Raw genomic sequence first — 15,879 nt, forward strand, 5'->3', positions numbered from 1 at the left:
AGCCTGAAAGACTGAGCACGCAAGGAGTTGTTCAGAGGTGCCCCTGCGCTTCTTTGAGCACTTTTATGATCTGTCTGCAGTCTTCAGCGTGCCGCCAGTGTTGTGACCCACGGCGCCCTTATGGGCGCCTTTTCTCAGGCGCCGTTGTGAATAATGTCCACCGCCATTTCGGCCAGCGGTTTCACCAGCGCACCGACCTGTGACGCTTCCTTACTGGAAGCATTGCCATCCACCGCCCGCTTGGCGACACCCTGACAAATGGCCGCTAGGCGGAAGAAACTGAAGGCCAGATAGAATTCCCAATTGTCGATTTTGTCGATACCCCGACGCTGGCAGTACATGTCGACGTACTCCTGCTCGGTGGGAATACCCAGTGCCTTGCGGTCTACCCCCTGCATGCCGGCCATCTTGGCGCCACGCTGGGGCATACGCATCCCCATACACTGGTACGCCAGATCCGCCAGCGGGTGGCCCAGCGTCGACAGCTCCCAGTCCAGCACCGCAATCACTTTCGGCTCGGAGGGGTGCCACATCATGTTGTCGAGACGGAAGTCCCCGTGCACCAGCGCCACCTGCCCATCGTCTTCCGGCAGGTGTTTTTCCAGCCAGGCAATGAGCTCATCCATGGCTGGAATCTCTTCCAGCTTGGAGGCTTCATACTGCTTGCTCCAGCGACCCAGCTGACGCTCGAAATAGCTGCCAGGCTTGCCGTAATCGCTCAAGCCGACGGCCTCCAGATCCACACTGTGCATCGCAGCCAGGACACGGTTCATCTCGTCGTACATGGTCGCACGCATGGCATTACCGGCATCGCCGTCGCCCGCTTCCGGAAGCGCCGCGCCCCACAGGATGCGACCTTCACAAAACTCCATCACGTAGAACATGGAGCCGATGACGTCACGGTCTTCACACAAGTGGAGCACCGTAGGGACAGGCACATCGGTGTCTTTCAGCGCCGCCATGACACGGTACTCGCGATCGACAGCGTGGGCAGACTTGAGCAGCTTGCCCGGCGGCTGGCGACGCAGCACATAGGCACCGGAGGGGGAAGTAATCTTGAAGGTGGGGTTGGACTGCCCCCCCTCGAACTTGTCGGCCTGGATCGGGCCCTTGAAGCCGTCAATATGCTGTTCGAGGTAACGGGCCAGTTTTTCGGTATCCAGCGTATCCACCTGGGACATGGAGCTCTCCTGTTGTTCTGTCTGTGCTGCGCAAATGGCAAAGCCCGGTGTGACGGATCACACCGGACAAGCGCCCTCGTCTCAGGCGAAACGTTTGGCCAGATTGCGGCCCAGCTGCATCATGTGCACCTGATCCGGCCCATCGGCCAGACGCAGGGTACGTGCATAACTGAAGAAGTTGACCAGCGGGGTATCCTGGCTCAAGCCCACCGCACCGTGGACCTGGATCGCCCGATCGATGACATTTAACGCCATATTGGGCGCCACCACCTTGATCATAGCGATCAAATCCTTGGCGACTTTGTTACCTTCGTTGTCCATGGTGGCCGCTGCTTTCAGCGTCAGCAGGCGAGCCTGCTCGATTTCACACCAGGATTTGGCCAAATCTTCGCGTACAGAGCCCTGCTTGCTCATGGGCTGGCCGAAGACCACGCGCTGGTTCACGCGCTTGGCCATCAGCTCGAAGGCTTCCTGTGCGGCACCAATCAAACGCATGCAGTGGTGAATCCGGCCTGGCCCCAGGCGGCCCTGGGCGATCTCGAAGCCACGGCCCTCACCCAGGATCATGTTTTCCCTGGGTACGCGCACGTTGTCGAAAATCACTTCTGCGTGCCCTTCCGGCGCATCATCGTAACCAAACACCTTCATGGGACGCACGATCTTCACGCCCGGGGTGTTTGTGGGGACCAGAATCTGGGACTGCTGCTCATGACGGTTGGGGTTATCCGGGTCGGTCTTGCCCATCACGATCATGATCTCGCAGGTCTTGCGCATGGCCCCGCTGATGTAGAACTTGCGGCCATTGATAACGTAGTCGTCACCATCGCGCTCGATACGCGTCTCAATATTGGTAGCATCGGAAGACGCCACTTCCGGCTCGGTCATGGCAAAGGCACTGCGGATCTTGCCTTCCAGCAACGGCTCCAGCCATTGCTTTTTCTGGGCATCGTTACCGTACTTGGCCAGTACTTCCATATTGCCGGTATCAGGCGCCGCACAGTTAAACGCTTCCGAGGCAATACGGCTGCGGCCCATTTCTTCGGCCAGTGGTGCATATTCCAGATTGCTCAGCCCGGCGCTGTATTCACCGTACTCTTTCGGCAGGAACAGGTTCCACAACCCCTGCTCCCGGGCCTTGGCTTTCAGCTCTTCCATCACCGGCGGGGTTTCCCACGGGCTTTTGTCCAGTTGCTCGTGAAACAGCTCTTCCACCGGGCGGATTTCGGTGTCGATGAAATGACGGACACGGGTAATCAGATCCCGGGTTTTTTCACTGTACTGAAATTCCATGAAGCTCTCCCTTGGTTATATCGTGGCCGCCGGGTGCAGTCTTGTGCTGCTTCTGAGCGGCCCCTGCTGCGATCAAAAATAGGTAATGGCATCCAGACGGTCTGTGCGATCCAGATGCGGCACATTGTTGAAACCGGCCAGGCGAACCACCTTACGGTTGAAGAACCCGTGAGCCACGCTGGTATTGCGAATTTGCAGGTTCAGCTCCACCACTGTTTCGTCGGCGGCTTGCAGTACCTGTTTCATGAACATGGCCATGGCACCACCGGAACTGACAATCACGACCCTGTCCCGCTCACTGTAGTGCGACTGAATATGTGCCCGTGCGGCAGCGACCCGGTCGGCAAACATCTGCCAGGTTTCCGGCAGGTCACCGGTCAGTGAGTCATCGCGCCAGTGGGTCATGGCTGTTTTCAGCGCCTTGTAGAAGGCCGCCGCTGACGCCCCTTCCGGCGGCGCCTGATCGGGGTGCTGAGCCAGGTAGGCATCGACAATGGAGTGGAAATCGAATTCGTTCAGGCCCGGCTGAATATCCACGGGCAACTGCACGCCAAGCCCCTCGCAGATCCCGGCACCGGTTTCCTGATGCCGAACCAGATCGCCAGTAATCAGTGCATCAAAGCCCATATCACGCTCGGCAAAGTACTCCCCCAGCCAACGGGCCTGCTGGTGCCCCAGCGGGGAAAGCTGATCGTAGTTGTCGCTACCGAACGACGCTTGTCCGTGACGAACAAGGTAAAACTCGGCCATGCCGGCCTCCTTGGGCAAATTCAGAGGTTCCCCAGCGTAGAGCAGCCAGCATAGTTAGTGAAATTGATATTTTGAATCCTGACCAATAAGTCTCATGCATGAGAAATGGTGTTTTATTTGGAACAGTATTTCGTTATTTTGATTATCTCGAATGTTATGACCACGGATTAAACCGGAGACCCAATGGCAACCCCCCCACAGGATATGGAACAGCAGATCGGTCTGGAAAGCCGCCACGTCACCGCTCAGCTACAGGACGGGGTCTTGCACCTGACTCTGGACCGTGCCGACAAGCTCAATGCCCTGACCAAGGCCATGTATGAGGATCTGACCCGGGCGGTAGAGCATGCCGCCGGCAATGCGGCGGTGCGCGCCCTGCTGTTTAGCGGCAAGGGGCGAGCCTGGTGTGCGGGGAACGACATCGGTGATTTCCTCAATGCCGATCCCGCCAGCCGTGAGGGGGGCAAGCTCAGCCCGGCCATGATCCTTGTCCATGCCCTCATGGCCCTGGACAAACCCACTGTGGTGGCCGTACATGGCAATGCCACCGGTATTGGCACAACCCTGCTGATGCATTGTGATCTGGTCATCGCCGCCGATAACGCGCGCTTCAAAACCGCCTTTATCGACCTGGGCCTGGTACCTGAGGCCTCTTCAAGTCTGCTGCTCCCCATGCTGATCGGTCGCCAGAACGCGGCCCGCCTGCTAATGGCAGGCGATACCCTGAGCGCCGAAGACGCCGAACGCTGCGGACTGATTGCCTACCGCACCCAGCCCGATGCCCTGGAAGCCGACGCCATGGCACTGGCCCAAAAACTGGCCAGCAAATCTCCCACCGCCATGGCCATGACCAAACAACTCATGCGCCAAGGTCACGATGCCCTCAAGGCGCAGATCGAAAAAGAAAGCGTGATGTTTGCAGACAGAATGTTCAGCGAGGAAACGCGAGCGATTTTTGCGGGATTTTTGAAAGGCAGTGAACAGTGAACAGTGAACAGTGAACAGTGAACAGTGAACATTGAACAGTGAACAGTGAACAGTGAACAGTGAACATTGAACAGTGAACAGTGAACAGTGAACGGTGAACAAGGCTGCCCGACCGGCATACCCTGTCAAGCTTTATTAGGCTTTTTCTTTTTGTGTAACGGCATGAGGCCGCGTCCAAATTCTGGGCGCGGCCTCATGCCTTTCAGATCACATAACGCGCAATCGCGCCGCTGTTAACTGTTCACTATTCCCTGTTAACTGCCTTTAATGATTCCCCGCAGCGCCACGCCCACCACTTCGTCAACCAACGCCTGGATCTCTTCTTCGGTTTCGCCATCGCGATGGTGATACCAGTTAATCACCGAGTTCATGGCGCCAAACACTGGCTTGATGGACACCCGTGGGCGCAAGGCACACATGGTGCCTTCGGCCATACCTTCTTCAAGGACAGTCATGAACAGGGCTTCGCAGCGGTTGCGACGCTCCTGGAGCCTGGTGAGCTGGCTGCGCTGGTCTTCGGTAGTGCTGTTGCGCAGCACCATTTGCACCGCCTCGGACACCGCCCGCTGATAGGGCTGGGTCTCGATCAGGGTACGCACATAGCGACGCGCCATTTCCGTGAAACGTTGCGGTGCAGGCAAGGACTGCTCGGCCACCGGTTCCACCTCGGCGAACAGCGCGTCCATGGCGCGATGGTGAATCTCGAAAAACAGCTCTGCCTTGGAACCAAAGTAGTGATAGACCATGCCCTTGGTGGCCGATAGTCGGCGGGCAATATCATCAATACTGGTTGCGTTGAATCCTCGCTCCATAAAACACAAGGCCGCCGCGTCCAGAATGGCATTACGGGGTTCACAGGCCAGTGCTTCGCTTTGATCCGCCATGGGTCCTCGGTCCTCTGTATCCTCTAATGGGCCGCCAGCATCCCGGCCGGGCCCCGGTTGTTTTCTTGAAGTTTGGCACAGCCCCCACCCACCACCATTGACCTTGACGCGCCCGGTGTCGGAAATCTCGCCCTTCATGCCGCTTTTCACCCTTTACGGTCATTTACGCCGCCCTGCATACTGCTGTTTTCAAAATATAATTCTGAAATTATGCATTTGTGCCATGTCACAAGCGTAACCAGGGAGAGCACAATGAGCAGAGAGACAGTCCGGATCGAGGACCTGCAAACCCGAATCGGTGAAAGCCTGGGTCAATCCACCTGGCGCACCGTGGATCAGCAGCGCATCGATGGCTTTGCCGATCTGACGGAAGATCCGCAATGGATTCACACCGATCCCGCGCGCGCGGCAAAGGAAAGCCCCTTTGGCGCCACCATTGCCCACGGGTTTCTCTCCCTGTCACTGCTGTCGGCCATGGCCATGGATGTTCTCCCCGCCATTGAGGGCCAGGTGATGGGCATCAATTACGGGTTCGACAAAGTGCGTTTCATGAACCCGGTCCGCGAGGGCAGCAAGGTGCGTGGCCAGTTCACCCTGATGGAAGTGAAACGTCGCTCAGATAACGAGTGGCAACTGCGCCATGGTGTGCAGGTGGAAATTGAAGGCCAGGAAAAACCTGCCCTTATCGCCGAATGGTTGAGTCTGGTGATCGTACCGGCATAACCGCACACCTGTGTGAGGGCCTGTATCAGGCCACAGAATACGAAGCAGGTTTTTATCACAGAGATCACAGGGTGCATCGCGAAAAGCCTTTCTCAGCCTCTGTGACGAATTTGATCTGGCGCCCCATTCGCGTCTCACGTGTCGCGCCTGCCTTTAGTCACGGCCAGCGGCATAAACCCTTGGAGAAGCAAACATGACCATTCGATTTGATAACCAGGTGGCGATCGTCACCGGTGCCGGAAACGGCCTGGGGAAATCCCACGCACTGGAACTGGCCCGTCTGGGCGCGAAGGTGGTGGTCAACGATTTTGGTGGCGCCCGTGACGGCAGTGGCGGTTCCAGCGAAGCGGCGGAAAAAGTCGTGGCAGAGATTCAGGCGGCCGGCGGTGAAGCCATTGCCAACGGCGCCGACGTATCCAGCCCCGAGCAGGTGGAGGCCATGGTCAAGCAGGCCATGGACACCTGGGGACGGGTCGATGTGCTGATCAACAATGCCGGCATTCTGCGCGACAAGAGCTTTGCCAAAATGACCCAGGACGACTGGGACAAAGTAGTGGCCGTACATCTCACCGGCTCTGAAATTTGCTCCCGGGCGGTATGGCCGATCATGCGCGAACAAGGCTATGGTCGCATCGTCATGACCACCTCCACATCAGGGCTCTATGGCAACTTTGGCCAGGCCAACTACGGCGCCGCCAAAATGGCAGTGGCCGGACTGATGAATACGCTTTGCCTGGAAGGCGAGAAATACGACATCAAGATCAACTGCATTGCACCCACTGCCGCTACCCGCATGACCGAGGATCTGATGCCCCCGGAAGTGCTGGCCATGCTGGAACCCAAAGCAATCACTCCGGCCGTGTTGTTCCTGTGCAGCCAGCAGGCACCCACCCATCGCATCGTTCTGGCTGGGGCCGGTTGCTATGCCATGGTTCGCCTGATGGAAAGCGAAGGCGTCTACCTGGAAGAAAACGAACGCAACGTGGACGGCGTAGCCGCCCACTTCGAACGCATTGGCAACATGGACAACGCCCGGGAAATTCTCGCTGGCGGCGACCACGTGACCAAGATCCTGACCAAGGCCGCCCACGCCAAGGGCATCAAGCTTTAAACTGATTGGAGAGGCATCATGAGAGAAGCCGTTATCGTATCCACCGCTCGCACCCCCATTGGCAAGGCCTACCGGGGCGCGTTCAACGACACTCAAGCCCAGGCATTGGGTGGCCATGCCATCAAGCACGCTGTCGAGCGCGCCGGCATTGATCCGGAAACCATTCAGGACGTGATCATGGGTGCCGCCCTGCAACAAGGCAGCACCGGCGGCAACGTGGCTCGCCAATGCGCCCTGCGTGCGGGCCTGCCCACCAGTGTGTCCGGGATGAGCATGGACCGTCAGTGCGCCTCCGGTCTGATGGCCATCGCCACCGCCGCCAAGGAAATCATCGTCGACAACATGGACGTGGCCGTGGCCGGCGGCCTGGAATCCATTTCCCTGGTCCAGAACGACAAGATGAATACCTTCCGTGCCGGCGACCCCTGGCTCAAACAGCACCGTCCTGACATCTATATGTCCATGCTGGAAACCGCCGAGATCGTGGCTGACCGCTACAAGGTCTCCCGCGACGCACAGGATGAGTACGCCTACCAATCACAGATGCGCACCGCCGCGGCCCAGCAGGCCGGCAAGTTCGATGATGAAATCGTCCCCATGACCAGCATCATGAAAGTGATGAACAAGGAGACCAAGGAAATTTCCGATGTGGAAGTGACCCTGGATAAGGACGAAGGCAACCGCCCGCAGACCACTCTGGAAGGCCTGCAAAGCCTGCAGCCTGTGTTCAAGGGCGGCCAGCAGGTTCAGGAAGGCGGCTTTATCACTGCCGGTAACGCCTCCCAGCTGTCGGACGGTGCCAGTGCCTGTGTCCTGATGGAAGCGAGCGAAGCCGAGCGTCTCGGTCTACAACCCCTTGGCGCCTACCGCGGCATGGCGGTGGCCGGATGTGATCCCGATGAAATGGGCATCGGTCCTGTCTTCGCGGTGCCGAAACTGCTCAAACGGTTTGGTCTTACCGTGGACGATATCGGCCTGTGGGAGCTGAACGAAGCCTTTGCCAGCCAGTGCCTGTACAGCCGCGACCGTCTTGGTATCGACCCCGAAAAATACAACGTCAACGGCGGCGCCATTTCCATTGGTCACCCCTACGGCATGTCTGGGGCACGAATGACCGGCCACGCCCTGATCGAAGGCAAGCGTCGTGGCGTGAAGTACGTGGTCGTCACCATGTGTATCGGCGGTGGCATGGGCGCTGCTGGCCTGTTTGAAGTGTTCTAATTCATTCCTTTCCGCCTGATCCGGAAAGACTTCCCCTTCGGGGCGCCGCCTGGCGCCCCTTTTTTTTGGTTCTTCGCAGATTTGAGGAAAAACCCCGACTGACTCCTCCCAGCTTGCCGTAGGAGTGTCGCTGGCGGCGCGATCCCCAACGCCCTAAATCGCGCCGCCAGCGACGCTCCTACGGGATAGTCTTTGGTGTGAGCCATTCCCCGCTCTTACAAGGCATTTCGCGTGCAAGCCGCCCCCACAGGCACCCCATAAATGTTGCTTGCCAGAGAAACCGCACAGAAAGCGTTCAGGGCACGAGGAAAACACGGTGAGGCCAAAAATCACAAGCCCGTTTTTTTTAAAAAAAATCGGCTAAACCCCCAAAAATGTCACAAAAATGGAACTGCCTTTCACCTGTTACCCACAGTAACGAACGCGCCCTGAAAATATACATATATCGATAAATAGTATATTTCCCTGTCGCAATCGGATCGAAACCTGGTTCAAACGTCCTATTTTTTCTCCATAACAGGGTGACATGACCCCCTTCAAAGTCACCGTATTGGTCTCTCGTCGTATTGACCACATACCAGACAGTATGTATGAATTGACCTCGACAGATCATTTTTTCGGAATTGTGATCCATAAAAATGAAACTGCCAGTTTCATCACCCGCAGGGACCCTCCCGCAATGCCCAGGCATTACCGGGAGGTCGGGTGAAGCAAGACGTGCGCTACAACACTTTTAAAACAAAAACGGACAGTCTGCCCAGGATCATCACCGGGCAGTGGGAGAGCAAAATAATGCGAAGCAAAGCAATCGCTGTTGGCTACAGCAGTGCCCTTGCGCTGGGCCTGCTGACAGCCTCAGCGCCGGCCTTGGCCGGCGGTGAAATCAAATTCAGCGACGATTTCAGTGCCAAATGGAACCTCAAGGCTTCGGTCGGTGCCACCGCAAGAATGGAGTCTGCCAGCAAGGACAACCTGTTTGCCGGCGACACTCCTGGCGGCACCGCAGGATCCGCAGTGTCTGACGACGGCAATCTGAATTATCAGGCTGGAGACATCGTCTCCTCCGTAGCCAAGGCCGTGGGCGATGTGAATCTGCAATTCCGCAATTTCGGCCTGTTTGCCCGTGCCAAGACCTGGTACGACTACACCCAGAAGGAAAAAGACGTACCGCATGGTAACTATCCAAACGGCTTTATTCCTGACGAACCGCTGAGTGATGACGGTTTCCACCGTAACTCGCAATTCCAGGGTGCAACCTTCCAGGAAGTTTATGCCCACGGCAAATTCGAGCTGAATGGTCAGCCGCTGCGAATCGCCGCAGGGCGCCAACTGCTGCTGTGGGGCCGTAGCCTCTACTCCCGCGGCTCTCTGGGCTCACTTAACGCCATCGACCTGGCCGCGCTGCATCGCCCAGGCGCGGAATACACAGAGTTCCTGACCCCCTCTGGCATGCTGACCCTGGACTACAAGTTCACCGACAACCTGAGCATGAAGTCTTTCTACCAGTATGAATGGCGCCCGGCGAATCTGGATGGCTGTGGTACCTTCTTCTCGACGCTGGACAACACCGCTCTGGGTTGTGATGCCACCTTTTCCAGCTCGGTGATCCTGCCCAATCAGGACGCCTACAACGCCGGGGTGTATATCCCCCGTGTTGACGAGAACGAACCGGAAGACGGCGGCCAGTTCGGCTTCAAGTTTGACTATGCCTTCCCCGATGCCAAGGCCAAGGTGGGCACGTACTTCCTGAATTACCACAGCCGCTTGCCCTATTACTCTGTGACCAAGGAAACCAGCGCGTTACCGCAGGGCATCACCCCGGGTAACGACGTGGCCTACTTCTACGAGTATCCCGAAGACATCCAGGTGTTTGGCCTGACCGCCGACAAGACCTTCGAAGGCGTGGGCAACCTCGCATTGAACCTGAGCTACCTGCCGGACATGCCGATCCAGATCAACACACCGGATCTGACAACCTCCCGTGTACTGGAGGCCAATGGCCTGCCAGCGGCAGCCGTACAAGGGGCCGGCTACTCCATCCCGCAAGGCACCATTGATTATGTCTACGACTCCGGCAGCCAGGTCCATGGGTATCAGGAGTTCGACATTCAGCGTGCCGAGCTGGCCTTCACCACCGTGATCCCGCAAGTCCTGGGCGCGCAGAAGACCATCGTCTCCATGCAAGTCGGTTCCGAGTACATTCCGGACCTGCCGGACCAGGAAGAGATGCGCTTCCGTCGTCATACCAACTATGGTGTGGGTGATCTGGGCGAGGATGGCTATGTCACGGACTTCAGCTGGGGCTACCAGCTGACCCTCAAGTCCACCTACGCCAATGCCATTGGCGCCATGACCCTGACACCGGCCATCACCCTGCAACATGGCGTAGAAGGCTTTTCCAGCGACGATGCCATGCAGGAAGACTCACGCAGCGTCGGCATCAGCCTGGGCATGGCCTACAAGAAGCTGACGGCTGACCTGTCGTACACCACCTACAACGACGCCAGCTACAGTGTTGTTGAAGACCGTGACTACCTGTCCTTCAGCACTGCCTACAACTTCTGAAACGGATAGCGACCTGTCGGCAGGCGCCGGCAGGCCAACGAGGATGCGACTATGAAACAACTGAAAATTGCTCTTACTGCCCTGCTCGCTGTCGTACTGTCAGCCTGCGTCAGCGGCTACCACGACACCAAGGTAATCAATTCCGACACGGGCACCCAGGCCGCCCCGAAAGGGCCATACCAATCCCTTGTGGTGGGTGTGCTTGTGGATCATGAACTACGCGGTCACCTGGAAGATGCCATCGTTGCCCGCTTCGCCGAAATGGGTGTCAAAGCCACAGCGGCCTACACCGTCTTTGGGGACAAGGGCGTTGAAGGCAAAAGCCTGGATTACCTGGCAAAACGCATGAAGGAAAACGGCTTCGACAGTGCTCTGGCCATTCACCTTGAAGACCAGACCACCAAGACCACTGAAGTCAAAGGTGACCCTGGCGTCAGCGTACCGGCCAGTGCCGGCATGACCATGACCCCCCAGGTTTACAGCCCGGACTTCTTTGTAAACGAGGATATCTATACTGCCCGGCTCGAACTCTGGGACGTAGACCAGAAGGCCATTGTCTGGACCGGACGCACCGTGAGCTTCAACACCGGCGGTTTCAAAGGACTGGAGAAAGGTGCCTCACACTACGCCAAGACCATCACCGATGCCATTTCGGAGGCCGGCATTTACCAGTAAAACAGCAACTCCATTGTCTCCACCTTCCTGGCCCACCTCGGTGGGCTTTTTTTTGGTTCATCGCGAATTCCCGGGAAAACCCGAATTTAATCCCCTCCCTTTCCGTAGGAGCGTCGCTCGCGGCGCGATCCCAGACCAGGATCAAAAGCATTTTCACCACAGAGGACACAGGGTTCACTGAGGAAGACGGTTTTCCTCTGTGAACCCTGTGTCCTCTGTGGTGAAAATGCTTTTGATCCTGGTCTGGGATCGCGCCGCGAGCGACGCTCCTACGGAGGGAGACGATTCCCGGCAATCCGCGATGAACCTTTTTTATTCCCGCCAGTCGCCATCCCGCAATCGCTGTAGGAGCCATGATCGCATGGCGATCCGAGCCCCAGCGAGGCAAACCCGCCACAACAAATAAAAAGAAATAGAAGAGAGATAACACCGGGCACACAATCACTGCCGGACCACCCGAAACGTAACAACTAGCGACCGCAGCCCTTCATCTGCTGCTCATAACGGTTGGCCATCTGCGCGGTGCGCTGGGCGGCACCTTTCATCCATTTATTATTCTTCCAGGTACCACGGGCATAGCCTCCGTGGCCGGCATAATAATTGAGATACAGACTATAGGTGTCGTTGCGGGGCACGCCATTCTTCTTGTAGCTCTGGTAGTGATACCAGCCCACAAACTGGATAGCGTCCTTGAAATCATCGCGGTCGGCGCCACGACGCCCCGTTTCCTGTTTGTACCAGTCCCACGTGCTGTCCAGCGCCTGGGGATAGCCATAGGCCGTCGACGGACGTTTCCAGGGGATGAAACCCAGCAGCTTGGTTCGCGGCGGTTTGGCCTTGGCGTTGAAACCGGATTCCTTGTAGATGGTCGCCATCAGCACCGGCACCGGTACGCCGTACTCCTTCTCAGTGTTCTTTGCGTACTTGTACCAGTTGTTAAACCAGCCCCCCCGTTGATCGAACACCGCACACACATTGTCTGTGTTAGTGGGCGTGCCGGCACAGCCATTCAAGATCAATGCCATCAGCAACAGGGTCAGCCAGTGTTTCATAATGCTCCCGGGTCGATACCGTGCTCGTTGAACAAGGACAGTAGCGCGGCCTCGTCACACACCTCAACCCCCAGCGCCTCGGCCTTGGCCAGTTTGGAGCCCGCCGAGGCACCTGCGGCGACCATGGACGTGTTCTTCGACACCGAGCCGGCCACTTTTGCCCCCAGCTGCTGCAGCCCTTTCTTGGCCTGATCCCGGGTAAAGGCTTCCAGCGTGCCGGTCAACACCCAGGTCTGGCCATCCAGTGGGCGGCTCTCCGCCTGGGCCGGTGCCCGTGCCTGCAGTTCGCTGGCCATGGCTTCGGCATCTTCCAGCCGTGCCTGCCACTGGTTCTCCGCCAGCGCCTTGCGCAGTTGCAGCATGACACCAGAGCGCACGCCCTTGGGTTCTGCTCCCGCGCCTTCCGCCGCCCCTGCCACCAGCCCGGCCACGGTGGTGTAATGGCTGGCCAGGGTTTCCAGAGACTTGTCACCAATGCCTTCCAGATCCATGCCCAGGCGCTTGGCAGATTTCAGCAGGTGTGCCAGCGTCAGGGAGGCAGTAAAGGCTGCCGAGGGTTGGCCATCGGATTGGGGCGACACCCCTGCCGACAGCAGTCCATCGATCACCGCTTCGTTGTCAGCTTCGGCAAAGAAAGCGCCAATGGCCTTGGCCACTTCCATGCCCACATCGGGCACCGCCAGCAGCAACAACGGCGGCGCCCGGCGAATGGTTTGCAGATCACCGAAGCAATCGGCCAGGTTCTTGGCCGTTTCCTCACCAATCTGCAGGATGCCCAGGGAAAACAGAAAGCGCCCCAGACTCACTGTCTTCGAGACCTCGAGGGCAGCAATCAGGTTCTCGGCGGACTTGTCGCCCATCCTTTCCAGCCCGGCCACTTGCTCGGGCTTGAGACGGTACAGGTCGGCCACCGTGGCAATCAGTTCCTGATCCACCAGGGCGTCCACCAGCTTGTCGCCCAACCCATCAATATCCATGGCTCGCCGCGACGCGAAATGCTTGATCGCCTCGCGTTGCTGGGCACCACAGATCAGACCGCCGGTACAGCGAGCCACCACTTCGCCATCGCCGCGGAGAATATCGCTGCCACAAACCGGACAATGGCTGGGCAAGGTGATGATTTGAGCCTCCGCCGGGCGCCGCTCAGGGATCGGGCGAACCACTTTGGGAATCACATCTCCCGCCCGGTACACCACCACGGTATCGCCGATGCGAATATCCAACCGCTGGATCTCATCCATATTGTGCAGGGTGGCATTACTGACCGTGACGCCCCCCACCGACACCGGCTCCAACCGCGCCACCGGAGTCAACGCGCCGGTACGACCGACCTGCCAGTCGACGCCGTTGAGCGTGGTCAGCTCTTCCTGAGCCGGGAATTTGTGGGCGGTGGCCCAGCGCGGCGCGCGGCTGACAAAGCCCAGATCCCGCTGCCAATCAAAGCGGTCCACCTTGTACACCACACCATCGATGTCGTAATCGAGCCGATCACGCTTGTCGAGAATCCCATGATAGAAGGTCAGCAACTGGTCCACGCCCTGGCAGACCCGCACTTCCGGGTTCACCCGCAGGCCCCAGTCACGCAGCATGTCGAGCATGCCGGAGTGGGTGGCCGGCTCATCCACGCCTTCCAGCTGCGCCATGGAATAGGCATAGAATTCCAGCGGACGCTCGGCAGTGATGCGAGAATCCAGCTGACGCAGACTCCCTGCCGCCGCATTACGCGGGTTGGCGAAGACCTTCTGCCCGGCGGCTTCCTGGCGCTCATTTAATTTGGCAAAGCCGGCATGGGGCATCACCACCTCGCCGCGCACTTCCAGCCGCTCAGGCAGTTTCTCTCCACGCAACGTCAGTGGCACCGAACGAATAGTGCGCGCATTGGTAGTAATGTTCTCGCCGGTCTGACCGTCACCACGGGTGGCGGCTCGCACCAGCTCACCGTTTTCATAGAGCAGGGAAATGGCCAGACCATCCAGCTTGGGTTCGGCGACATAAGCCACCTCGCCATCAACATCCAGGCGCTCACGCACCCGCTGATCAAACGCCCGCAGCTCGTCGTCGTCAAACACATTGTCGAGGCTGAGCATGGGCACTTCATGCTGGACCTGATCAAAAGCATCCAGCGGCACATCACCCACCCGCTGGGTCGGCGAATCCACCGTTATCAGTTCCGGATGTGCGTCTTCCAACGCCTTCAGCTCCCGGTAAAGGCGGTCGTACTCCGCATCGGGCACCGCAGGATCATCCAGCACGTAATAGCGATACGACCAGTCGTTGAGCTGGTCGCGAAGGGATTGGGCTTGTTGGGAAAGGTCGTTGTTATTGGGCACGTTAAAGGCAGTGAACAGTTAATAGTGAATAGTTAACAGCGATTCGCCCGTAGGGCAGAAATCGGCGACGGCCGATCTTCGCCAAAAAAACGGCGGAGATTGCCTTCAGCAATTTCCGCCCTACGGTTTTGATTTTACTCATAGCTGACAGCTCGTAGCTCACAGCTGCTGTTACGCGCTCGGCACCCGCTGGCGACGCTCGAATTCCTGCACCTTCTGACGCAGGTGTTCCATCATCTGCGGGGTCAGCACGCTGTGTTGTTCGTCCTTCAGTTCGCCGTCCAGTTCCGTGGCCAGGCGTTGGCAGATGGACAACATGCGATCCAGCGAACCGATGGCATCGGTCGGGCCAGGCAGCTTCATGAAAAAGGTAACCCCGGCAAAGGTTTTTTCTTCCATGGTATCCAGGTCGAAGGTACCCGGCTCCACCGCATTGGCCATGGAGAACTGCAATTGATCACGGCCATCCACACTGACATGGCGATGGAAGATATTCATCTGGCCATAGCGCAGACCGGACTCCAGCAACATCCGCAGCAACTCTCCGCCATCAAAGGGCGCGCCACGACGGGCAATCAGGTGCACCACGATCACTTCCAGCACAGGTTGGGGTTCACGGGGGGCCTCGGACTTGCGTGCTGCCGGCTTCTGGGCCTTCGGTGCCGGAGCCGGTTCAGGCTCCGGGGTGGGCTCTGGCGCGGGCTCAGGTTCAGGGGCGGCCTCGTAGGCCGGCTCCTGCACAACCTCGGGCTCTGCCGGTTCATCGCCGGCGAACAGGCTTTGCTGCTCGGCGGCACGGGCCTCGCTAACCGCTTCATCCGGTTCCATGACCGTGGGCGGGGTTTCTTCCTGCTCGGCCGTGTCCTGCGGAAAAATACTGTCCTGCTTGATGGCCTCACGCACAACCCGGGCAGTACCTATCACCTCCGGGTTATAACCGTCCTGCTCTTCCTCCTGCGCATCCCGGTAACGGGGGTCGATACGCATGCGCAACCGGCCATGCCGCTCACGAATCATGCGCCGCACGCCGTCGGCGAGAATCAGCAGAATCAGAATTACCAGAATGCCAATCAGTGTTTCCAGGTTCAGGCCCATTGCCTCGTCTTCCTT

13 protein-coding genes are annotated in these 15,879 nt (G+C 58.3%); 6 read left to right on the forward strand and 7 right to left on the reverse strand.

Annotation, left to right across the window (positions count from 1 at the left end):
- Positions 1–134: 134 nt before the first annotated feature.
- The 3 genes from A15D_RS09570 to A15D_RS09580 form a co-directional block, all read right to left on the reverse strand.
- Positions 135–1,181: a phosphotransferase family protein gene (locus tag A15D_RS09570; RefSeq protein WP_102791749.1), complete on the reverse strand. Its 1,047-nt coding sequence runs from the start codon at positions 1,179–1,181 to the stop codon at positions 135–137.
- A gap of 81 nt (positions 1,182–1,262) precedes the next feature.
- Positions 1,263–2,471: an acyl-CoA dehydrogenase family protein gene (locus tag A15D_RS09575; RefSeq protein WP_022986118.1), complete on the reverse strand. Its 1,209-nt coding sequence runs from the start codon at positions 2,469–2,471 to the stop codon at positions 1,263–1,265.
- 72 nt (positions 2,472–2,543) lie between these two features.
- Complete coding sequence (locus tag A15D_RS09580) at positions 2,544–3,221, reverse strand: histidine phosphatase family protein (protein ID WP_102791750.1); 678 nt, start codon at positions 3,219–3,221, stop codon at positions 2,544–2,546.
- A gap of 183 nt (positions 3,222–3,404) precedes the next feature.
- On the opposite strand from A15D_RS09580, the gene A15D_RS09585 reads away from it, so the two are divergent.
- The gene (locus A15D_RS09585; RefSeq protein ID WP_233192193.1) at positions 3,405–4,208 is read left to right on the forward strand and encodes an enoyl-CoA hydratase/isomerase family protein; all 804 of its coding nucleotides are present in this window, start codon (positions 3,405–3,407) and stop codon (positions 4,206–4,208) included.
- Positions 4,209–4,462: 254 nt separating this feature from the next.
- Here A15D_RS09585 and A15D_RS09590 read toward each other — a convergent pair whose 3' ends face one another.
- The gene (locus A15D_RS09590) at positions 4,463–5,092 is read right to left on the reverse strand and encodes a TetR/AcrR family transcriptional regulator (RefSeq protein ID WP_102791751.1); all 630 of its coding nucleotides are present in this window, start codon (positions 5,090–5,092) and stop codon (positions 4,463–4,465) included.
- A 252-nt stretch (positions 5,093–5,344) separates the two neighbouring features.
- On the opposite strand from A15D_RS09590, the gene A15D_RS09595 reads away from it, so the two are divergent.
- The 5 genes from A15D_RS09595 (at position 5,345) to A15D_RS09620 (ending at position 11,387) form a co-directional block, all read left to right on the forward strand.
- Positions 5,345–5,815 carry a MaoC family dehydratase gene (locus tag A15D_RS09595; RefSeq protein ID WP_102791752.1) on the forward strand — a complete coding sequence of 157 codons (471 nt, stop codon included), beginning with the start codon at positions 5,345–5,347 and terminating at the stop codon, positions 5,813–5,815.
- Positions 5,816–6,008: 193 nt separating this feature from the next.
- Positions 6,009–6,926 carry an SDR family oxidoreductase gene (locus A15D_RS09600; protein WP_102791753.1) on the forward strand — a complete coding sequence of 306 codons (918 nt, stop codon included), beginning with the start codon at positions 6,009–6,011 and terminating at the stop codon, positions 6,924–6,926.
- Positions 6,927–6,944: 18 nt separating this feature from the next.
- On the forward strand, positions 6,945–8,147 hold the full coding sequence (locus A15D_RS09605) for an acetyl-CoA C-acyltransferase (RefSeq protein WP_022985021.1): 1,203 nt from the start codon (positions 6,945–6,947) through the stop codon (positions 8,145–8,147).
- Between the two features lie 792 nt (positions 8,148–8,939).
- Positions 8,940–10,712: a DUF1302 domain-containing protein gene (locus tag A15D_RS09615; protein ID WP_199175844.1), complete on the forward strand. Its 1,773-nt coding sequence runs from the start codon at positions 8,940–8,942 to the stop codon at positions 10,710–10,712.
- Positions 10,713–10,763: 51 nt separating this feature from the next.
- Complete coding sequence (locus A15D_RS09620; protein WP_102791755.1) at positions 10,764–11,387, forward strand: hypothetical protein; 624 nt, start codon at positions 10,764–10,766, stop codon at positions 11,385–11,387.
- Positions 11,388–11,857: 470 nt separating this feature from the next.
- Here A15D_RS09620 and A15D_RS09625 read toward each other — a convergent pair whose 3' ends face one another.
- From A15D_RS09625 to zipA, 3 genes are all read right to left on the reverse strand, one after another.
- Complete coding sequence (locus tag A15D_RS09625) at positions 11,858–12,439, reverse strand: transglycosylase SLT domain-containing protein (protein ID WP_102791756.1); 582 nt, start codon at positions 12,437–12,439, stop codon at positions 11,858–11,860.
- Entirely contained in the window at positions 12,436–14,769 is a 2,334-nt protein-coding gene (gene ligA, locus A15D_RS09630; protein WP_102791757.1) for an NAD-dependent DNA ligase LigA, read from the reverse strand. The genes A15D_RS09625 and ligA overlap by 4 nt, the downstream gene beginning before the upstream one ends.
- Before the next feature lie 171 nt (positions 14,770–14,940).
- Positions 14,941–15,864 (reverse strand): cell division protein ZipA, encoded by a 924-nt coding sequence (zipA, locus tag A15D_RS09635; protein ID WP_102791758.1) that lies wholly within the window; start codon positions 15,862–15,864, stop codon positions 14,941–14,943.
- Positions 15,865–15,879: the final 15 nt, after the last annotated feature.

The sequence above is a fragment of the Alcanivorax sp. MD8A genome (assembly GCF_002888555.1).
GTDB lineage: Bacteria > Pseudomonadota > Gammaproteobacteria > Pseudomonadales > Alcanivoracaceae > Alcanivorax.